Source organism: Rhodococcus sp. HM1 (genome assembly GCF_023218075.1).
Taxonomy (GTDB): Bacteria; Actinomycetota; Actinomycetes; order Mycobacteriales; family Mycobacteriaceae; genus Rhodococcus.
Genome location: NZ_JALPTB010000040.1, coordinates 41,316 through 62,422 on the forward strand (window position 1 = coordinate 41,316; position 21,107 = coordinate 62,422).

The following is a 21,107-nucleotide window of genomic DNA, read 5'->3' on the forward strand; positions in this document are numbered from 1 at the left end:
CGCCACTGTCGCCGCCGATTCGGAAGGTGCCAGTCTCCTGCCGTTCGGAGACGGCCGTCAAATCGTTTTCGAATCCGACGGGCGCGCAGCGTCTTCGTGGGTGGTCGAGCAGTTCGAAGGCGGTACGGGCGATTCGGCATGAGTTGTCGCCCAGCCGACCGCACAATGTAGCGATGACGCACCGGCGTACGGCGACGTCCCTGTTCGGTGTGATGCCCGGACTCGAGGCCGTTGCAACCTACCGCAGGAACTGGCTCGCGAAGGACATCGTCGCCGGCATCGTGCTGTCGACTCTGCTCGTCCCGCAGGGCATGGCGTACGCCGAACTGGCCGGGCTGCCCCCGATCACCGGCCTCTACACGAGCATCCTGTGCCTGCTCGGGTACGCGGTGTTCGGCCCGTCCCGCATTCTCGTGCTCGGCCCGGATTCGTCGCTGGGCCCGATGATCGCGGCGACCATCCTGCCGCTCGTCGCGGCCGGAGGCGACCCGGCGCGGGCGGTCGCGCTCGCGTCGATGCTCGCGATCATGGTGGGTGTCGTCATGATCCTCGCGTCGATCGCCAAGCTCGGTTTCATCGCCGACCTGATCTCGAAGCCCACCATGATCGGCTACATGAACGGCCTGGCCCTGACCATTCTGGTCGGCCAGTTGCCGAAGCTGTTCGGGTTCTCGGTGGACTCGGAGAACTTCTTCGGGGACGTCACCGGATTCGTGCGGGGTGTGGCGAACGGGGAGACCAACGGAGCGGCGGTCGCGGTGGGGATCGGCGGGATCGCCCTGATCCTCGCGATGCAGCGGTGGGTTCCGAAGATCCCGGCGGTGCTGGTGATGGTGGTGTTGGCGATCGCGGCGGCCTCGGCATTCGGGCTGGCCGACCGCGGCGTGTCGCTCGTCGGGGAACTGCCGCAGGGTTTCCCGCCGCTGACGATTCCGCACGTGGAAGTGGACGACCTGGCGTTGCTGTTCGCCGGTGCGGTGGGGATCGCGCTGGTGTCGCTGACCGACACGATCTCCACCGCGTCGTCGTTCGCGGCGCGCACCGGACAGGAGATCCGCGGCAACCAGGAGATGATCGGGATCGGTGCCGCGAACGTGGCCGCCGGGCTGTTCCAGGGCTTCCCGGTGAGTACGAGCGGTTCCCGGACCGCGGTCGCCGAACGTTCGGGGTCGAAGACGCAGCTCACCGGCGTCACCGGTGCGGTGCTGATCCTCGTGATGATCGTGTTGCTGCCCGGCCTGTTCCGCAATCTCCCCCAGCCGGCGTTGGCCGCGATCGTCATCACCGCCTCGTTGTCGCTCGCCGACATTCCCGGGACCGTCCGGTTGTGGCATCAGCGCCGGACCGAGTTCACCTTGTCGATCGTCGCGTTTCTGGGTGTCGCGATTCTGGGCGTGCTGCCGGGCATCGCGGTCGCGGTGCTGCTGTCGGTCTTCAACATCTTCCGGCGGGCATGGTGGCCGTATCAGACGGTCCTAGGCCGCGTGCCCGGCCTCGAGGGATTCCACGACGTCACCGTGCATCCCGGCGCCCGGCACCTCTCCGGCCTCGAGATCTACCGGTTCGACGCGCCCCTGTTCTTCGCCAACGTCAAGACGTTCCGCGACAACGTGCGACGCCTGGCCCGCAGCGACCCGAAACCGCGGTGGATCCTCATCGCCGCCGAACCGATCACGGACGTCGACACCACCGCGGCGGACGTGCTGTTCGAACTCGATCGGGAGCTCGACGCCCAGGGCACGTCACTGGTGTTCGCCGAGCTCAAGCACCCGGTCCGGATGAAGATCGACCGCTACGGCCTGGCCGAGGCCATCGAACCGGCGCACTTCTTCGGCACGGTCGAGGAGGCTGTCGCCGCCTACATCGAGCGCACCGGGGTCAACTGGACCACCGACTCCTGATCCGATTGTCGTGTCCCCGCCCGAAACGGACCCGTCGATGCGAGGATGCGAATTCGGACACGAAGCGAAGGGAGTCGATGCCGGTGCCGGCTACCACGGTGAAATCCGCACGCAAGAATCTGAAAAGCCTGGTCCGCGAGGTCAACCGTGACACGGTCGCAGTCGAGATCGTGGGTGACCAGGGCAATGCGGTGCTGATCTCGCTGGCCCGGTACACCGCGTTGCGGGAGGCGACGTTCCTGCTGCGCTCCCCCGAACTCATGGACAGCCTGCGCCGGGAGGCCGCCCGGTCGCTGTCCCCGCCGGCGCCGGGTGACGACTCCGCGGACTCCGAGCCCGCGGCGTCCGCGGAAGCGGCGGTGTCGACACCACCGCCCGAGCCGAAATCCCGCACCCGGAAGAAGAACAAGAGGAAGAAGAAGCGGGCGCACCGTCGCTGACGGGACTCGCGGATGAGCGCGGGCCGCGGCATCCTGCACTCCGAACGCAACGACCACAGCCGCGCGGACGGATCGTCGGTCACCGAACCCGTCCACGTGATCCAGATGTGGATTCCGCCGGACGAACCCGGCATCGAGCCGAGCTACCAGGAACTGCCCATCGATGCCGAACTCGACGCGGGCGCACTCGTCGTCGTCGCGTCCGGCCTGCCCCGCCACCGCAACGACGCCGCCGTCGGATTGCACAACAGGTACGCCGGTCTGCACGCCGCCCGATTGCAGCCGGGGCAGACGGTGACGATCCCCGACGCGCCGTTCGGACACCTGTTCGTCGCACGCGGCACCGTCGACGTCGAAGGCTCGGGACCACGCGAGCACGGAGATGCGCTGCGGCTGACCGGATCCGGCGGCCCGCGGGTCACTGCGGTCACCGACGCCGAGATCCTGATCTGGGAGATGCACGCGAGCTTCGATCGCCGGTAGCCCACCCCTGCCGCCGCTATCGCGAGTCCGCTTTCGGGTGTTCCCGGAACAGAACCTCGGAGAGCGGTCGGCGCGGCGTCGGGGTCTCCGGACCGGGTGGCGTGCGGACGCCGGCCCTGATCAGCACCTGGGGGACGCCGTCCCCGGTCAGCCCCCGGAGGAACGCCCGCGAATCCTCGGACTCGGTCAGGTGGGTGACCGTGCAGGTCGCCAGTCCGCGGTCGGTGCAGGCGAGGAGCACAGCCGACAGGGCCTCGCCGCACCGCAGCCAGTCGAGCCGCCGGTCCGTGGCGGTGGAGAGCAGCAGGATCGCCGCGTGGTCCTGTTCGCCGGAGGTCTCGCTCGTCGCGCGACCGGGCGGGAACTCCCGCTCGACCGCCACCGCGCTCCCGGCGGCCGGCAGGGTGTCGGCGGGAACGCCCTCGGGGAACATCGCGTGCCCGGTCCACCAGTTCAGTTCCGACAGGTAGGCGGGGTCGGCGCGCTTCTCCCCGCTGATTCGGCGGGACACGTCGTCGAGGGCGGCTCTTTCGTCCTCGCCGATCACGTCGAGGTGCACACCGGCGTCCTCGGCGAGTTCCTGCAGGAGCGTGACGGCGGAGGGCCACTCCGGCGGTGCGGCCATCGGCAACCGCTCGGTGCGTCGAAGGGCGATCGCCGCCGCCAGGCGGGCCCCGGTGTCGGACGATTCTGCGTCGGACGATTCGTCCAGCCGACGGAACCGCAGTGCCGCGAGGCACTGCCGGTCCGGCGAGCGCGGCATCCGCTCGATCGCCGAGGACCACCGCTGCGCGGCGAGCGCGGTCCGCAGGTGGTCCAACGCAGTCCCACACGAAAGCACCATCTGACGACCGGAGGGGTCCGTGGCCGGCAGGATGCGGTCGTTGTCGCTGTAGAGCGTCAGCGCGTGCGCGCCGAGAACCCACCGCCAGGGCTGACTGTTGTGGAGCGACGGTGCGCGGCAGGCCAGCGCGACCGCGGACTCGAGGGTGCGACGGTCCGGCATGGACTCCGCCGGTGTCCCCTCTGCTGGTGTCCCCATTGCGTTCTCGGGTTCTCTCGTCGGCTCCGTGAAGTGCAGTCACTCACGTCAATACGCGTCGGCTGCGATGGTGCGCAACGTCGCGCGCATGATGTGCCCGACGAACGGCCGGATGATCCACCAGTAGCGCATCATCTTCTTCCGCGAATCCGGATCGGTGGTCTGCGTCCGGCATTCGTAGCAGACGACGCTGCGCCCCGGCCCGTTCGCTCGAACCGAGAAGTGACATCCGATCTTCCCCCAGCCGGGCTCGTCGAACCCGCGGAAACGGTCGAGCGGAACATCACGCCATTCGATGTCGGGCTTCCAGAACTTGCCGACCGCACCGAAGGCGATCTCTCGATCGGGTACCTCCCCGAGTACCAGCCAGCCCGGCAGACCACTCGACGCCGGATCGGCGAACAGTCGCAGTGCGGGCAGTTCCGGAGACGGTTTGCCGGACAGGCGTGCCGGCAGGCCACGCACGAAGAACGCCGCGGTCAGCAAAGGTGTTCGCACGGTGAGGAAGTCGAGATCGTGCGCAGCGCGGAAGACGGCGGGAACCTCCGCATCCACCACCAGTTGTTCGGTGAGGGCGACGTCGTACACCGGCAGGTGAGTATCGAGCAGATCCGCCGGGGCGGTGCCGGTCACGACGTCACGCTCCGGCTCCGCGGGCGCGGTCGAGCAGGATCCGCTGTTCGGCCTGCGCCACCGTCCGCCTGGTCTGCGGCGCCGCGTCGGGCGTCACCGACACCGAGGTGATGCCGCGCCGGACCAGGTGCTCGGCGAGTGCGGTGCTCGTCGACACGGCCTGGCCGCACAGCGAGGTGGTCAGCCCCGCCGCCGAAGCCCGCTCGATGATGTGGTCGATCGCGTCGAGGACGGCCGGATCCATGGTGTCGAACAGGTCGCGGCACACCTCCGAGTCGCGATCCACGCCGAGCATCAGCTGGGTCAGGTCGTTGGTGCCGATCGACACCCCGTCGATGCCGAGCTTCGCGTATTCGGGCAGCCAGTACACCACCGACGGCACCTCGGCCATGATCCAGCGCAGCATCCGGCGATCCGAGCCGAGCGGATGCGCATCGAGCTGCGCCAGGCACTCCTTCAGCTCCCACCGGGTGCGCACGAACGGAATCATCAGGTGCACGTTGGGATGCTGTTCCCGAACCCGGTGCAGCACATCGAGATCCAATGAGAACAGCTCCGGATCGCGGACGTAGCGGAAGCAGCCGCGATAGCCGATCATCGGGTTTTCCTCGTCCGGCTCGATCTCGCCGCCCTCGAGATCCGCGAATTCGTTGCTGCGCAAGTCGATCGCCCGGTACACGACCGGCCGCGGCGCGAACGCCGCCGCGATCCGAGCGACCCCCTCGGACATCTTCGCCACGTACTCGTCGCGCCGCCCCTGCCCGATCAAGCGCGCCGGATGCTCCCCCGCGAGGGCCTCGGTGATCATGAACTCGGCCCGCAGCAATCCGACCCCGTCGACGTCGGTGGCAGCGACCGCCTCCGCGGCATCCGGCGTCGCGAGATTGACGTACACCGAGGTCGCGGTGACGGTCGGCGCGGCACCCATGGCCGTCGGGACCGCCGGCGCCGCCGCGGCCGGACGGGTCTCGGGTTGGACCTTCCCGTCGAACACTGCGCCCGCATCGCCGTCGACGGTGATCAGCTGCCCGTCGCGCAGGTCCGTGGTCGCGGTGCGGGCCCCGACCACCACCGGTTTGCCGAGTTCCCGCCCGACGATCGCGGCATGGCAGGTGATGCCGCCACCGTCGGTGACGATGCCGCCCGCGCGGCGCAGGATGGGCAGCCAGTCCGGCCGGGTCATGGGTGCGACGATGATCTCGCCGTCGGTCAGGCGTTTGCCGTCGACCAGTTCGTGGAGCACCCGCACCCGCCCGGTGGCCACGCCGGGGCCGGCACCGAGGCCGGTCAACAACGGTGTCGCGTCACCGTTTCCGGACGGCCCACCGGACGAGAACGTGTCGAGCGTGGTGATCGGGCGAGTCTGCACGATCCACAATTCGTTGTCCGCGAACGCGAACTCGAGATCCTGCGGGGAACCGTAGTGCTGCTCAACACCGGCGGCGAGACGCGCGACCCGCTCGAGTTGGTCCTCGTCGAGCACGCGGGTGCCGCGGGCCGGATCGACCGCGACCCGGCTGTCGCCGGTGTCGGTCGAGGCGATCCGGAACTCCTGATGCCCGAGGTGGACGTCGAGCACCTCGAAGCTGTCCTTGGCGACGACGTAGGTGTCCGGCTCGACCTGCCCGCCGACGACGACCTCGCCGAGGCCGAGCGCCGCCTCGATCACGATGCGATCGCGTTCGCCGGTGCGGGGGTCGGCGGTGAATGCCACCCCGGACGACTCGGATTTGACCATCACCTGCACGACGACGGCGATGGACGGCTCGTCGGCCACCCCGCGCAGCCCGCGGTAGGTGCGAGCCCGCTCGGACCACAACGACGCCCAGCACGCCTGCACTGCGCGCACCAGCGCGTCGGCGCCGATGATGTTGGTGTAGGACTCGTGGATGCCGGCGAACGAGGTGTCTGCCGCGTCCTCGGCAGGCGCCGACGATCGCACGGCCACCGGCATGTTCGTTCCGAGGGCCTCGTACGACGAGACGATATCCGCGCGCATCTCGTCCGGGATCGTCGACTCGGTCACCAGCGCGGCGAGTTCGGCGGAGGTGCGGATGAGCGTGGCGTCGTCGATGTCGGGGGGCGGGACCGCCTCGGCCGCCAGCCTTTCGCGCACACCGGCCGCCTGCATCGCGTCGAGGTAGGCGTCGGTGGTGACGGCGAACGCGGCGGGAACCGGAAAACCCGCCCGCGTGAGCTCGCCCAGGTTGGCGGATTTTCCGCCGACGGTGGGCGCGTCGTCCGCGCTCACCGATTCGATCGGTCGTACCCAGACCTTGTGTTCACCCATCGGTGGCTCCCTGTGCTCCCCGCGAACGGTGTTCCCCGCGAACGGCTCACCCCCTGTGCACGGTAAACCGAATTGGCGCGCCACAGGGCCCGGATCGGAGATCTGCTGCTCAGAAGGCCGGTGTTGCGCGAAGTATCCACTCTTCGGGCTTCTCCGGTGCCATGATCAGAACACCAGGGGTAGAGCTCGTTCGTCCGGGAGGCGCTGTGCAGTCGGAACAGGAGACCGGCCCCCTGCCCCTGATCGACCTGCGCCATCACGCCGCCGTCGTCGTCGACGTGGGCGTGTTGAAAGACGGCCGGTCCGTCGACTCGACGGTTGCGCTGCTGCACCGGTTGCGCGATCTCGGCGTCGACGTCGCGGTGTTCTCGTCCACCGGGGACGCCCGGTCGGTGCTCGACACAGCAGGAGTCGACACAGCGGCCGGCGACACAGTAGGAGACGACGATTCGCTTCCGATCGTGGCCACCGACACCACCCCCTCGGAGGTCGCCGCCCGGCTCCGGTCACCGCTCACGGCGACCGTGGTGATCACCGCCGACGAGGACATCGCGGCCGCGGCGCAGCGCGCCGGGTTCGCCCTGGTGATCCGGAATCCGGGCGAGATCGACATCCGGGCGGGCGACCACCGGCTCTCGGAGATACCCGATGCACTGACCTCCCGGCACGAACTGGCGACGCTGCTGCGGGTGCGCACACCGGTGCTGTTCCTCGACTTCGACGGCACGCTGGCGGACCTCGAGCCGGACCCCGCAGCGGCGGTGCTCACCGACGGCACCGCCGAGGTTCTCCGCCGGCTCGCGGACGCATGCCCGGTCGTCGTGGTCAGCGGGCGCGACCTGCCGGACCTGCAGGCGCGGGTCGGGATACCGGGTATCTGGTATGTGGGCAGCCACGGATTCGAAGTCGCCGGACCGGCGGGCGGACACTACGAGCATTCGGAGCCTCCGGCCGCCGGATCGGCCCTCGACCGGGTGTCCGGGCTGCTCGAAGAGCGTCTGCGCACCGTGCCGGGCGTGGTGATCGAACGGAAACGATTCTCGGTCGCCGTGCACCATCGCGCCGTGCCTGCCGACCGCGTCGACGAGGTCGCGGCCGTCGTGCACGAGATCGCGGGTGCCGAGGATTCTCTCCGGATCATCGGCGGCCGGAAGGTGCTCGAGGTTCTTCCCATCGCGGACTGGGGCAAGGGTGAGGCTCTGCGATGGGTGCTCGGGCGTGTCACCGGCGCGGAAGGGCTGCTGCCGCTGTACATCGGCGACGATCCCTCGGACGAGGACGCGTTCGACGCGTTGTCTCCCGAGGGGATCGGGATCGTGGTCCGCAGCGAGGAGCCCGGTAATCGCCGGTCGGCCGCGCGGTTCGCCGTGAACGATCCGGTGCAGGTTCGCGAATTGCTCCAGCGCCTGGCCGATCTGGTCGACCGCGACCCCGCGAGCCCGTCCCGCGCGGGTGGATGGATGCTGTACTACGACGATTACGATCCGCCGAGCGAAAAGCTGCGCGAGGCACTGTGCACGGTGGGCAACGGATTCTTCGCCACCCGTGGGTGCTCACCGGAATCCGTGGCCGGACGGTGGCACTACCCCGGCACCTACATCGCGGGTCTGTACAACCGGCTGCACGACGACCGCGCGGGTACGGCGATCACGAACGAAAGCCTGGTGAACGCCCCGAACTGGCTGCCGATGACCTTCCGCATCGACGGCGGGCCCTGGTTCGACATCGACTCCGTCGAACTGATGGACTACCGCCAGTACCTGAATCTGCGCCGCGCCGTTCTCACCCGTCGGGTGCGGTACCGCGACCCGCAGGGCCGGACGACGACCGTGATCCAGCGCCGGTTCGTCGCGATGCACCTGCCCCACGTGGGGGCGCTGCAGACCACGATCGTGGCCCACGACTGGAGCGGCAGCGTGGAGTTCCGCACGGCGATCGACGGCGCGGTCCGCAACACGCTCGTCGAGCGGTATCGCGATCTGGCCAGTGACCACCTCGAACTCGTCGAGGCGCGGGAGGCGGCACACGACTCGGTGGTTCTGACGGTGCAGACGAACCAGTCGCGCATCCCGGTCTCGGTGGCGGCCCGGACCACCGTCTGGTCCGACGGGAACCGCAACACCTGCAGCTACCGATTCTTCGACGAGGACGGCAGCGTCGGCCATCATCTCACCGTCGATGTGGAGGCAGGCTCCTCGGTCACGGCGGAGAAGGCGGTGACCGTGTTCACCGGCCGAGACCACGCGGTCTCCGGCCCCGCCGAGGCGGCAACCCGGCTGCTCGAGGGGCTCGGGCGATTCGACGAGATCCTGGACGGCCACGTCCTGGCGTGGGAACACCTGTGGGACCGGGTCGGCATCGACCTCGCCGGTCACGAGGAAGCGTCCCGGATCGTGCGTTTCCACCTGCTGCACCTGCTGCAGACCGTCTCGCGCAACACCGCCGACCTCGACGTAGGGGTTCCGGCGCGCGGACTCCACGGAGAGGCCTACCGCGGCCACATCTTCTGGGACGAGGTGTTCGTCTTCCCGGTGCTGAACCTGCGCGAACCGGCCCTGACCCGGTCGCTGCTGCAGTACCGATACCGTCGCCTCCCCGAGGCGCGCCGCGCCGCGACCGCCGCCGGATACCGGGGCGCGATGTTCCCGTGGCAGTCCGGCAGCGACGGCCGCGAGGAGAGCCAGCAACTGCACCTGAACCCGGATTCCGGAAGATGGCTGCCCGATCCGAGTTGGCGCCAGTACCACATCGGCATCGCCATCGCCTACAACGTGTGGCAGTACTACCAGGTCACCGGGGACGTGGAGTTCCTCGGCGATTTCGGAGCGGAGATGCTGGTGGAGATCGCGCGGTTCTTCGCCAGTCTGGCGTCGTACGACCGGGCGAAGTCCCGCTACGTGATCCGCGGGGCGATGGGACCGGACGAGTTCCATTCCGGCTACCCCGACGCGCCGTACTCGGGCATCGACAACAACGCGTACACCAACGTCATGGCCGTCTGGGTGATCCGGCGGGCCATCGAGGCGCTCGCCGCCATCCCCCAGCACAATCGCGCCGAACTCGTCGATCGTCTCCACCTGGACGCCCAGGAGATGACGCTGTGGTCGGATCTCGGGCACCGCATGTTCGTGCCGTTCCACGACGAGGTCATCAGCCAGTTCGAAGGCTACGGCGAACTGGCCGAACTCGACTGGGACCGGTACCGCGCGAAGTACCCGGACATCCGGCGCCTCGACCGGATCCTCGAAGCGGAAGGCGACGACGTCAACCGCTACCAGGCGTCGAAACAGGCCGACGTCGTGATGCTGTTCTATCTCCTCTCCGCCGACGAACTACGGGAACTGTTCGAACAACTCGGGTATCGCCTCGAATCCGAAACCATCCACCGAACGATCGACTACTACCTGGCCCGGACCTCCCACGGTTCGACGCTGAGCGCCGTGGTGCATTCGTGGGTGCTCGCCCGTAGCCACCGCGAGCGGGCGTTGGAGTACTTCGAGCAGGTCCTCGCCTCCGACATCACCGACATCCAGGGCGGGACGACGTCGGAAGGCATCCACCTCGCGGCCATGGCCGGCAGCATCGACCTGCTGCAGCGGTGCTTCACCGGACTCGAAGTCCGCGGCGACCGTCTCGTCCTCGGTCCGCAATGGCCGGATACCCTGGGCGCCCTCGAGTTTCCGATCTACTACCGCGGCCGCAAGCTGTGGTTGACGGTCAGCGGACGCACGGTCGAAGTCGCTGCCGAGCCCGGGAATCAGGAATCGATCGAGATCATGTGCCGCGATACGGTCGTCACCCTGCAGCCCGGGTGCACCGTCACCCTGAGCTGAGCCGCGGACCCTCCACCCCGTCGGGACCTCATCCGCACCTGCCGACCACGCCACCGTCTCGCCACCCTGGATCATCGAGGAGGTTTCCGGACGTGAAAGCCAGAGGTCGGGATAGGCTTCTCGGGTGCGTGCGTCGTGGCCGTTGATCGGCCGCTCGGAGCAGATGCGAACCATCGAGGCCGTCATCGAGGCGTCGGATGTTTCCGGGATCGTCGTCCACGGTGGGGCCGGTGTGGGCAAGAGTCGGCTCGCCCGCGAAGCCTTGTCGGCTGCTGAGTCGAAGGGTTGCATCAGCCGTCTGGTGGTCGGCACGTCTTCGGGGCGGGCAATTCCGCTGGGCGCAGTCACGGCGTGGGCGCAGTCGGGCGTCACCGACACCGTTCAGTTGCTCCGGGGGGTCATCGAAGCGCTGACCGCCACATCGTTCGGCGCCACGGTGGTAGTGGCCGTCGACGATGTGCAACTTCTCGACGATCTGTCGACATTCGTGATACATCAGATCGTGCACCGCGGTGCAGCGAAAGTATTGCTCACCGTTCTCGACGGTGAACCGATTCCTGCCGCGGCACAGGACATATGGAAGGTCGGCCGGTTCGACCACCTCGACCTGCAGCCGCTGACACTCGACGAGACCGGCACGCTGCTGTCGGCTGCCCTCGACGGATCGGTGGATCCGGATGCGGTCCGACGGCTGTGGAACCTTACTCGTGGCAACGTTCTGTATCTACGTAACATCGTCGAGCAGGAGGTCGCCGACCACCGAATTGTGCAGCAACACGGATGCTGGCGGTGGATCGGCGAACCGACCATGCCGTCGGGCCTGATCCAGCTGATCGAAACCCGGATCGGCACCCTTCCCGCGAAGGTTGGCGACGTGATCGACGCGCTGGCTGTCGGGGAGCCGATCGAACTGGCGGCCCTGAACCGGATCGCCGACCCAGCGGCGGTCGAGGAGGCCGACACCCGCGGTCTCATCACACTCGAACCCGTCGGTGGTGGTATGGCGGTACGGGTGGCGCACCCGCTTTACGCCGAGGTACGGCGCAGGCGCACGGCACCCACTCGGCTTCGACGGCTACGCGGACTGGTCGCCGCAGAACTCGCCGAATCCGATGACCGGGACGACATGCGAGTGGTTGTGCGCCGCGGCACATTGAGCCTCGACTCCGACGTCGCATCGGACGCCGAACTGCTCGTCAGGGCCGCCCGGGGCGCTGTCTGGTTGGGAGACCTGCCCCTCGCCGATCGACTCGCGGAGGCAGCGATTCGTGCCGGGGCCGGACCGGAACCCGCCTTCGTCCGGGCGCATGCACTTTCCTGGTCGGGTCGCGGCGAGGAAGCCGATTCCGTACTCACCGCAATTCACACCGGCCGGTTGACGGACAGCGAGAAGGCCAGATTCGCATTCCTGCGGGCGAGCAACCTTCTGTGGACGCTCGGCGACCCGGCGCGCGCGAAGCAAGTCATCGACGATGCGTCGTGCACGACACCACCGCAGGCCCGCCACTTCATCGACGCGTTCCTCACGGTGTACCGGTTTGCGATGGACCAGCCGGACAGGGCAATGCAAGCTGCGGAGAGGCTGGCGCCGGACGACCTGCCTCCGGTCGTCGGCGCCGAGGTTGCCTGGGTGCTTGCTTCCATATATGCCGACGCCGGGCGCACCGGCGACGCCGTGGCGGTCGCAGAGGACGGCTACGACGTTGCGGCTCGCTCTTTCGACGCTCCGCATATGCGATTCAACATCGCCGACGCACACGTCAGCGCCTTGCTGCTATCCGGCCGAGTGAGCGAAGCCGTCGAGGTGGCCGAGCGGGTACGCAGACAAGCGGCCGATCTTCCGGGGGCGGCTCATCTACTCGGCGCTGCGATCGCGGCGAGGGCAGCCCTCGGGGCGGGTCACCTCGACACCGCATGTTCGACGCTGGACCCGACAGCCGTATCGTTGTCCGCCTCGGGCCATGCCATCGGCTGGGGGTACCGCTATCGGGTCCCGCTCGCAACTGCACTCGCGATGCGCGGTTCGTCGAGCGAGGCGCTCACCGCGCTCGACAAACTACGACGTTCCTTTCGGACTCTGGACTACGAGCGCAGCCTTGCCCGGGCGTGGGCAACCGCATGCCAGGGCGCCGTCAGCGAGGCGATCACCGTCTTGTTGTCGGCGGCCGAAACTGCGGCAGCCAAAGGACAATTCGGGGCCGAAGTGATCTGTCTGCAGACGGCCGTCCAGTTCGGGGACCACACCGGGGCACCCCGATTGCACAGACTGGAGTCGATCGTCGAGGGTCCACGTGTCGGTCTGGCAGCCCGGTTCGCGTCCGCCCTCCGGCGCGGCGACGGTGCTGAATTGGAGTCGGTGTCAACGGACTTCGAGCACATGGGCGATATGGTTGCCGCTGTCGATGCGGCCGCCCATGCCGCCCTCGCGTACCGCATCCAAGAACGACGTGGATCGGCCTTGGGATGCTCGGCGCGCGCAGATGCCCTCGCCGAACAATGTGGCGGCGCCGATACCCCGGCCCTCCGTCTGGCCACCACGTCGTTGCCGCTGACCGATCGCGAACGAGAGATCGTGATGCTGATCGGTGAGGGATTGTCGAATCGAGCAATCGCCGGTCGACTGACCCTCTCCGTACGCACTGTCGAGAGCCACATCTACCGGGCCATGACGAAGACCGGAACCACCAGCCGCGACGAACTCGCCGCCCTGTTGCCGCGCCGAAGGGCGCGAACCAAGTGAACACCGCCCCCTGAGGGTGGAGAGTACGGCGCCGCCGGTCGAGTAGTGCCCCGCCCGGACCACGTGAAATTGCAGTGGCTCGCTACTGCGCTCTGTCCAGCGCTCGGGAGTGACGATCGATCACAGCGTGGGAGACAGGAGGCGCACAATGTCTGAATTCGTGGCCGCATCCGCCGATCCGTCGGCTCTGGCGTTCCCACATACGAATCCGATCGGCAGGATGATCGGCGCTCTGCGCGCAATCTTCGTGAGTTCGTCCACGGATGCACGGCCCGCACGGCGTCACTATCCACCGCTGCTGACCGACGCAGAAGAGCACTCCGCCATGGCACGCGAGATGTATCGGCTGTGACCGCAGCATGTATCCGCCACAGCCAGTGCTGTGAGGGGACCGTCGGGGAGACGGTCGAGGTGCTGCGGGCCGGCAGAGTCGGGCCTACATCGCCCGGGCCCACGCGAGGTGTCCTTCGAAGCCGAGTGATTCCGCGAGCGCGCGATACCGGCCGACCAGGTCTCGGTAGGCGTCGTCGCCCTGGGCCCGGGCCAGCAGTGCACGCAGCCGCAATTGGGTGATCTCGCGGATCGCCCAGCGTTCTGTTGCCGGCACCTTCGACAACCGGGCGATCGCGGCTCGGGCTTCGGCCAGGTCGTCCTCGGTGCCTCGCTCGAGCAACGTCTCCACCAGAACGCCGGTGCCGACGAGGCCGACGAAGGGCCGTCCTGCCTCGAACATCTCGTTCACAGTTCGGCGCAGCACCGGTATCGCAGCATCGCGGTCACCGCGCCCGGCACTCTCACCGGCCGCCAGGATCTCGACGAGCGGGGCCATTTGACGAGCAACCTGCCTGCGCCGCCATACGTCACGGGCCTGCATCATCGCCTCCAGCCCCCGGCGGCGGTCGCTCGCGGTGTCCCGGCTCAGCAGCCCGACACCCAGCGCGAACTCGGCCAGGCTCACGACGTCGTTGCCATCGCTTTCGCCGGTCTGCACCGCCTCTTCGATCACGCGCATCACGGTGTCGTCGGCCCGCAACACCCCGAAGAGGAACGCGAAGCCGTAGGTCCACATGACGACAACGCAATGAGCTGTCGGAGTGCTGTGTCGGGCCATCGCGACGGCGTCGTCCAGGTCTTGACGCCACCCGGGAAGACCCAGCCACCACCGAGCAGTGCCACGGAATGCCACCGCGACCGCGAGTGGTGATCCGAAGCCGAAGCCGGCGCCCATGGCGGGCTCGCCGGCGGCCAGGTCGATGACGGTTTGCGACCAACGCAAGATCTTGCCGAATTCGCCGGCCTCCAACCAGTTGGCGAACGCGACGGTCGCCAATCCCACAGTCGCGGTGGGATCGCCGATCGATTCGAGCAACTCCGTCTGTTCGGATACCAGCCGCGAGCCCTCTCGCACCCGCCCGGCGTACAAAAGCTCGACTGCCGGCGCGCTCATGCCGATGGCCAGCGAGAGCTTGTCCCCGGACGCCTCGCACAGCTCCCGCAGCTCCGCGAAGCGGTCGCGAGATTCCTGGAGTGCGGGGCTGTAAGTGTCGGTGGCGCACAGCATGGTGCGGGGGCGGTGCGCATCGACAATCGGCCGGGGTCGTCGCCGGGCAGAGCGTCGGCGACTTTTCGGGCACGTTCCCAACTGAACCGTGCAGCGAAGACATCGCGGGTCGTCGCCCAATCGGCGGCCCGCATGTGCCAGCCATACGCGGCGTGCAGTTCGCCTGCTGCGTCGAGGTGTTCGGCGATCAACCCGGCATTCTGGTCGGCCGAGTCCGGGTTGCCCGACTCGATCGCGGTGGCCAGGAGCCGGTGCCATCGGGCGCGGTCGGACTTGAGCTGTGATTCGTAGGCCACCGACCGGATCAGCGGGTGGCGGAAGGCGTATTCGGCATCGGGGCTGAAACGCACCTGGTCGATCAGCTCCGCGCCCAGCAACTCGTCGGGCAGCGCATCGATGCCCAGCGCGGCCAGCAGCCCGGCGTCGAAGCGGGCGCCGATCACCGACGCTGCGCTTATCGTCTGCTTCGCCTGTGGGCTCAGCCGGTCGAGACGTGCCTCGATGGCGGCCTGCACCGTGGCGGGCACCGAGACATCGGCGACATCGGCGACATCGGCGCCACACACATAGCTGCCGCGCCGGCCGACCAGCACGCCGCGCTCGGCCAACTCGCGCACCATTTCCTCGGCGAAAAACGGGTTCCCGGCGGCTCGCTCGGCGATGAGGGTCCCGACCGGCGCGATTGAGCCGTCGGTTCCCAGAAGCTCGTTCAGGAGCTCCATGGTCTCCGAATCACTCAGCGGGGCAAGCGCTATCGTCCGAACGCCGGGCACCTGCGTCAACGCTCCCCGATATTCGGGGCGGGCGGTGATCAGCACCACCGACAGGGTTTGCGGGATGATTTCGAGCAAGTCGGCCAGCATGGATTCACTCACCTCGTCGATCCACTGGGCATCCTCGACGACGAACAGCACCGGTTCGGTACGGGCCAGCGACACGGCGTTGATCAGCGTGATCACCCGCCGACGCCGCGCCTCCGGGTCGAATCGGGGCAGCGACACCTCGGGGTCGGCGATGCCGAGTAGATCATCGAGCAGCAGCAGATCCTGCTGGTCGCCGTCGGGCACTCGTTCCCTCACCCGCGCGCGGGCCAGGGGCGCGTCCAGGTCGGCAACGCCGAGACCTTCACGCAGCATGGCGGTCACCGCATGGAACGGAATGTCACGGGCGTGGGATTCGCAGAACGTCCATATCACCTCGACCCCCCGAGCGGCCGCGATCGCGGTCGCCTCCCGCGCCATCCGCGACTTGCCGATGCCCGGCGCTCCCACCACATTCACCACACCACCCCGGCCACCGATGGCGCGGTCCACGATCTCCTCGACCGCCGCCATCTCCCGGCACCGACCGACCAGGCCGGCCTCCGCGCGTCCGACCAGGGCCCGCCGCGGGCCGATCCCCACCAGCCGGCGCACCGGCACAGGTTCGGTCTTCCCCTTGATCGACATCAGCTCGATGTCTCCCAGCACCGCGGCCTGCTCGACCAGCCGCGCGGTCGCCTCCGAGAGCATCACCCCGCCCGGCGGCGCCACCGATTCCATGCGTTGAGCCATCCCCACCTGCTCACCTATCGCCGCATACCCCAACGCGCCCGAGCCGATCTCGCCGGCAATCACTCGACCGGAGTTCAGCCCGACCCTCAGCTGCAGGTCCACCTCATCGCGACGCAGCACCTCCGAGGCCAACCGGTTCGCTTCCTCCTGGATGGCGAGCGCCGCAAGGCATGCCCGAAAGGCGTGATCCTCCAACGCAACCGGAGCGCCGAAGGTCGCCATCACGCCGTCTCCGGTGAACTCCACGGTCCCGCCGTAGCGGCGCACCACCGCTGCCGAGCGCTCCACCAGATCGGTGATGATCTCGCGCAACCGCTCCATATCCAACGAGGCGGCGATGCCCATCGACCGCACCACATCGGCGAACAGCACCGTCACCTGCTTGTACTCCGCAGGTGTCGTGGCAGTCACAACTGCCGCACCGCACTCGCTGCAGAATTTCGAACTGGTCGGCAGTTCGGCGCCGCACGATCCACACGACAGTTCCGCTGCCATCCAGCACCACCGATCCGAGAATCCGGACCCCCACGTCCAAGAATAGGACGTCCACCAGTGACGAATAGCCTGTCTCGGTCCGCCGACCGGACGGTAGCGAGCGTCCCGTCGGAAGCCCGAGCGAAAGCGAGTGTGGGCAAAATGTGGGCACAGCGTGCATCGGCCGGCAATCAAGAAAGCCCTGACCAGGACTTTCACCGCCAATTACATGGTGGGCGCGGAGGGTTTCGAAACCACTCGTGCCCCAGCGGTTCTCGCAGGTAGGTGAGTCGCACCCGGGGTGGCCTGGGAACTCGATATGTCCTCATATGACGGCAACTATCCGGTTCCATCGGTTTCCCCCTCTGCGACTGTCCGGAATCTGTCCGATTCCCGACCTACCCTGCGAGGGCCTTGGATTCGATCAACTGGAGGGGGTCTCGTGAAGAAGGTTCGGGTGTCCCGCGACGACGCAGCACTCATCTATGCGCTCGGCGCCGCGGCACTGTGCCTGTCCTACTCGGCGCTCGCGGACATCGCGGCGCGGGCCGGGCTCGGCGACTGGCAGGCCGCGGTGTGGCCGCTCGTCGTCGACGGGCTGATCATCGCGGCGACGCGGGCAGCAGTGACGCTCGACGCGGGGCCGGCACGGCGGTACGCCTGGTTCCTGCTGTGGGCGGCGGTCGGGGTATCGATCGCCGGGAACGTTGCACACCTGCTGCTGCCGCCAGGGCCGGTACATCCTGGGGTTGCCGCAGCCGTCGCGGTCGTACCGCCGGTCGCGGCGCTCGCGTTGACGCACCTGGCGATCGTTCGGGCGCGCGCACGCGCGGGCGCTGACTCGGCGAGCGTGGAGGTGGCGGCCGACGCAGACTGCGACACACCTGCGCTGCCCGCGTCAGCGCAGCTCACGGTCGTTCCGGCGCCGGAGCCGGCGGCCGGTGCCGACGTCGATGACGCACCGGCCGATGAACGTGACGCACTGCGTCATCGCGCGCGTCAGCTCCACGAGGCGGGATTGAGCAACTACGCGATCGCGGACCAGATCGGGCGCTCGGAAGCGACGGTGCGTCGCTGGCTGGCGGCGAGCGTCGCGTAAGGTCGCGAGCGAACGCCCCCGCCTCCTACAGGGGCGTTCGCTACGACCACTTCATGCCTGGACGCGATGAATGACCCCCGATCCTCACGTGGATATGCAGAACAAATCCGGATTGGGATAACGAGGACGGCGCAACTCCACCCGGCAGAAGTTCACTGGCCTTCACCGGATGTACGCAGTAAGTCCACTTCTTCGCGGGCAGATTTGGGCCTTCTACTCGCTGACGCGACCGGCGTACTCGACGATCGCCCCTTCGAACCGGTAGACAAGGCGGCCGACGATGTCGGTGTCCGGTTGGCGGTCGACGAGTTGGAGGCCGGCATCACTCCACTGGCTACCCCGTTCGGCGAGCACGTCTGCCCACTGCCGTCGCGCACACTGTTCGACCTTCCGCTACGAGTCGTCGCGATGTGCCGAAACCATGACAGTGACGGTCTCGATCTTGTTAAGCACGCGCATAAAGTAACGGCCCCGCTCCTTCCCCTTTCCCGACGGGGTTGCCGAGTTCCGCGCCACCGGCCCGATCATGCTCGCTGACGACGAGGACTAGCTAAGAGACGACGAGAGCCCCCACCTCACGAGGAGGCGGGGGATTCACTGTCGTGCGGCCAACATCGATGCTGACGCTAACGAAATGAACCAGTCCGATCCGCATGTGGGCGAGATTGAACTTCGGGGTCGAGGACTCCGAAGGCCTTCCGGCACCCACGACTTCGGGCCAATACTGGGAGGTACCTCCTCCTCGCCGAACGTCGTATGCCAGGATGTCGCTGTGAGCGAGATGAGCCCTGCCGAGCATGACTACCTCGATGAAGGCCGCATTCAGGTGCAAACAGCCTGGCCAGACGGCGTTACCGATCAGGCTCAACTGGCGAATCAGTTCTTCATCATTACTGACGGTGCAGATCCTTCTGGGCCGGAAAACGCGGGGTTGTACCTGCTCGTAGGGCATGTAGGCGCTCCCATTTGGGCCGGAAACGAGCAGGCCCTCCAGCAGATTGCCCGCACGGGTGGAACGATCCCCGTGCAGCCGCGCGGGTCCTACTACGTTTCGCGGGCGAAGGCCGTGGAGCTGTGGCAGGTACTGGGCGCCCACCTGGGACTTCTCCCCAATGCCGAATAGTGGAGTATTCATCTCGGTAGTGGCTGCAAGTACTCTGGTATTTGCGCCCGCTGTATCCGCCTCTCCGGTATCTCTGCACCCCGAAATAAAGAGTGCGCCGAGGCACTACGTCGCGGTTTCCCCCAAGCAGGCCACTGGCTCAACGCATGTAAGCGCGAGCCCGACGACAGGTACTGGCAATCCGGTAGTGAACGAGTGGGAGGTGGAGCTCATGTCTCGTCTCCATGCCCTACAGAAACTGCCGCCAGGCTGGAGCGGCCCTGGGAGTCAGCCATTAGACGAGCTGGCTGCTGAACACTTCCGCGACTTCCTCCAGGTGATCAGTCGAGCGCGAGCAAAGGACGCTCAACCGATACTCACCGACGAAGGTTTTGTTCGCCTTGAGTGGGAGTCCAGAGGCCACGCATATTCGGCCGAGATTGGTCCAGACTCCCTCTATATGTGCGACCTCGCTCCGAATGCGGAGGATGACGAGGATACCGAACTCGACCACTATGATCAGAGTCGGCTCGTGAAGTTCTTTCTGTATGGATCCCTTAGTGACAGGTGACATTGGAGTCTTACCAAGGTCGGAAGCTGACCAACCACACGGAAGTCCTGCGCCGAGTCGTCCCCTTCGGTAAGGATAAAGACGGCGTTCCCACCCGAGAAGCGTTCAAGCCGGATGTCGTTCCGGCTCGCAGTTCCTTCATGCCCGGGAGCGATGGCTCTATGTCCACCCACGAGGGACAGAAGAGCCCCCAGCAGGCATACGAGGACTACATCGCCTGTGGTCGACAGGCGATCGGGACATGGGGCGTGTCGGTGGGTGAGTGTCACAATCTCGGATTGCCCGCCTTCCACGACGGGGGACTGCCGATCCCCGGTGGGGATGCCGGGGCCATTTTGCCCACAACGCATGTGTCGGTTTGGTTCCCGGAGGGTTCTTCCAAGAGCCACACCCGGAGGGTTCGGGAACGATTGGCGCTCGATCTCTGCAATCATGCGATCGAACGCCCGTGCCTGTACCGACCTCCGCCGAACCAGGGACTGAACGCAGTCGCCGTTTAAACCCGCCCCCACCGGAGGGGCGCTCTTCGCCGTCACGACCACTTCACGCCGGGCCGCGGCGGGCCGATGTGCGGCGGCCGGACGATCGTGACGCCGCACCTCCGACACTCGTATGTTCGGTGTCCGCCGGCACCGGTTGTGCAGTCGCATGGCACCCATCCGACAAGCACCCGGTGCGCACCGAGCGGGTGCCCGTTCGGGCAGGTGCGCGGGCTGCGCTCGACGGACTTCATGCCGATAGATTCGCACAGATGTTCGACGATCGGTAGGGTTTGATCCGCGGGCCGGTGGAGCCGCGAGCTCGGGAAGCACCGGCCCGCATCCAGCATCTCGGCATGCTCGAGTATTCCCATCGCGCGAAGCAGATACCACGCCTGTTGCTGCCGCTCATCCATACCCGATTGGACGAAATCGCGGGCCAGGCGGTTCCATCCGAACGGACGGGACGCACCTACATGGCCATCGCAGCATTCAGCGGTATGGGGGTGAAATCGGGAGTTTCGTTAGGCAAAAGCAATTTCCGGACCCCCTCCGCGACGTGATTGAATCCACACTGTCGCCGCCCATCCCCTGCGCGGCGATCCAGGCCCCGTCGGCACCCCCCGCATCCGCCGACGGGGCCTGCTTCTATCTCGAGGGTCTACCGCGATCGCGGAAAATCCTGTAATCATTGGACGCAGGTCCAGCACGTCCGAGCAGACAGGGGATGCTCGGAAGTCGCTGGACCCATTCACTTATGCCCCTGCGCTGGCAGTGCTCCGCCTCATCGGGAGGAAGCGGAGCACCGAATCGGCTACCCCTTGACGCAACACGTGCAGCCAGTTGCAGCCACCGACGGTCCCGGGCGGTGAGGCCCTGCCAGAATGCGAAAGCGCGCCCCGCCTC

13 protein-coding genes and 2 pseudogenes are annotated in these 21,107 nt (G+C 67.4%); 8 read left to right on the plus strand and 7 right to left on the minus strand.

The annotated features are described in order from the left end of the window. Positions 1 to 173: 173 nt before the first annotated feature. The 3 genes and pseudogenes from M1M07_RS20125 to M1M07_RS20135 all read left to right on the plus strand — a co-directional run. On the plus strand, positions 174 to 1,901 hold the full coding sequence (locus tag M1M07_RS20125; protein WP_231610065.1) for a SulP family inorganic anion transporter: 1,728 nt from the start codon (positions 174 to 176) through the stop codon (positions 1,899 to 1,901). 83 nt (positions 1,902 to 1,984) lie between these two features. Beyond that, positions 1,985 to 2,341, plus strand: coding sequence for a prevent-host-death family protein (locus M1M07_RS20130; protein WP_248675314.1), 357 nt, complete (start codon positions 1,985 to 1,987; stop codon positions 2,339 to 2,341). Positions 2,342 to 2,350: 9 nt separating this feature from the next. Continuing rightward, positions 2,351 to 2,824, plus strand: a pseudogene (locus tag M1M07_RS20135) (pirin family protein); the annotation flags it as partial. Positions 2,825 to 2,840: 16 nt separating this feature from the next. Here M1M07_RS20135 and M1M07_RS20140 read toward each other — a convergent pair. The 3 genes from M1M07_RS20140 to ppsA form a co-directional block, all read right to left on the minus strand. Beyond that, the gene (locus M1M07_RS20140) at positions 2,841 to 3,830 is read right to left on the minus strand and encodes a nitroreductase family protein (RefSeq protein WP_248675315.1); all 990 of its coding nucleotides are present in this window, start codon (positions 3,828 to 3,830) and stop codon (positions 2,841 to 2,843) included. An 84-nt stretch (positions 3,831 to 3,914) separates the two neighbouring features. After that, positions 3,915 to 4,499, minus strand: a complete 585-nt coding sequence (locus tag M1M07_RS20145) for a hypothetical protein (protein WP_248675316.1) — start codon at positions 4,497 to 4,499, stop codon at positions 3,915 to 3,917. A 4-nt stretch (positions 4,500 to 4,503) separates the two neighbouring features. Beyond that, a complete protein-coding gene (gene ppsA, locus M1M07_RS20150; protein WP_248675317.1) occupies positions 4,504 to 6,789 on the minus strand; it encodes a phosphoenolpyruvate synthase in 2,286 nt (761 codons plus the stop codon). A 206-nt stretch (positions 6,790 to 6,995) separates the two neighbouring features. Between ppsA and otsB the strand changes: the two genes are divergently transcribed. The 3 genes from otsB to M1M07_RS20165 all read left to right on the plus strand — a co-directional run bounded on the left by otsB (position 6,996) and on the right by M1M07_RS20165 (position 13,714). Then, complete coding sequence (otsB, locus tag M1M07_RS20155) at positions 6,996 to 10,622, plus strand: trehalose-phosphatase (RefSeq protein WP_248675318.1); 3,627 nt, start codon at positions 6,996 to 6,998, stop codon at positions 10,620 to 10,622. Between the two features lie 124 nt (positions 10,623 to 10,746). Further along, positions 10,747 to 13,362, plus strand: a complete 2,616-nt coding sequence (locus tag M1M07_RS20160) for a LuxR C-terminal-related transcriptional regulator (protein WP_368862569.1) — start codon at positions 10,747 to 10,749, stop codon at positions 13,360 to 13,362. 148 nt (positions 13,363 to 13,510) lie between these two features. Next, a complete protein-coding gene (locus M1M07_RS20165) occupies positions 13,511 to 13,714 on the plus strand; it encodes a hypothetical protein (RefSeq protein ID WP_197250970.1) in 204 nt (67 codons plus the stop codon). A gap of 84 nt (positions 13,715 to 13,798) precedes the next feature. Here the strand turns inward: M1M07_RS20165 and M1M07_RS33045 are convergent, their stop codons facing one another. The 3 genes and pseudogenes from M1M07_RS33045 to M1M07_RS33225 form a co-directional block, all read right to left on the minus strand. Further along, the gene (locus M1M07_RS33045) at positions 13,799 to 14,809 is read right to left on the minus strand and encodes a hypothetical protein (RefSeq protein ID WP_308200817.1); all 1,011 of its coding nucleotides are present in this window, start codon (positions 14,807 to 14,809) and stop codon (positions 13,799 to 13,801) included. Then, positions 14,806 to 16,821, minus strand: a complete 2,016-nt coding sequence (locus tag M1M07_RS33050; RefSeq protein ID WP_308200818.1) for an AAA family ATPase — start codon at positions 16,819 to 16,821, stop codon at positions 14,806 to 14,808. The genes M1M07_RS33045 and M1M07_RS33050 overlap by 4 nt, the downstream gene beginning before the upstream one ends. A 96-nt stretch (positions 16,822 to 16,917) precedes the next feature. After that, positions 16,918 to 16,971, minus strand: a pseudogene (locus tag M1M07_RS33225) (hypothetical protein); the annotation flags it as partial. A 421-nt stretch (positions 16,972 to 17,392) separates the two neighbouring features. On the opposite strand from M1M07_RS33225, the gene M1M07_RS20175 reads away from it, so the two are divergent. Continuing rightward, on the plus strand, positions 17,393 to 18,049 hold the full coding sequence (locus M1M07_RS20175; RefSeq protein ID WP_248675320.1) for a helix-turn-helix domain-containing protein: 657 nt from the start codon (positions 17,393 to 17,395) through the stop codon (positions 18,047 to 18,049). A gap of 213 nt (positions 18,050 to 18,262) precedes the next feature. On the opposite strand, the gene M1M07_RS20180 is transcribed toward M1M07_RS20175, so the two are convergent. Then, positions 18,263 to 18,403: a hypothetical protein gene (locus M1M07_RS20180; protein WP_248675322.1), complete on the minus strand. Its 141-nt coding sequence runs from the start codon at positions 18,401 to 18,403 to the stop codon at positions 18,263 to 18,265. 418 nt (positions 18,404 to 18,821) lie between these two features. Between M1M07_RS20180 and M1M07_RS20185 the strand changes: the two genes are divergently transcribed. Then, positions 18,822 to 19,172, plus strand: a complete 351-nt coding sequence (locus M1M07_RS20185; RefSeq protein ID WP_248675324.1) for a hypothetical protein — start codon at positions 18,822 to 18,824, stop codon at positions 19,170 to 19,172. The last annotated feature ends 1,935 nt before the right edge of the window (positions 19,173 to 21,107 follow it).

Bases quoted from the DNA above. Each gene is read 5' to 3' on its own strand.
- M1M07_RS20125 (WP_231610065.1), top strand. From the start codon at position 174: ATGACGCACCGGCGTACGGCGACGTCCCTGTTCGGTGTGATGCCCGGA.
- M1M07_RS20140 (WP_248675315.1), bottom strand. From the start codon at position 3,830: ATGCCGGACCGTCGCACCCTCGAGTCCGCGGTCGCGCTGGCCTGCCGC.
- ppsA (WP_248675317.1), bottom strand. From the start codon at position 6,789: ATGGGTGAACACAAGGTCTGGGTACGACCGATCGAATCGGTGAGCGCG.
- M1M07_RS20165 (WP_197250970.1), top strand. From the start codon at position 13,511: ATGTCTGAATTCGTGGCCGCATCCGCCGATCCGTCGGCTCTGGCGTTC.
- M1M07_RS33045 (WP_308200817.1), bottom strand. From the start codon at position 14,809: ATGAGCGCGCCGGCAGTCGAGCTTTTGTACGCCGGGCGGGTGCGAGAG.
- M1M07_RS33050 (WP_308200818.1), bottom strand. From the start codon at position 16,821: ATGGGCATCGCCGCCTCGTTGGATATGGAGCGGTTGCGCGAGATCATC.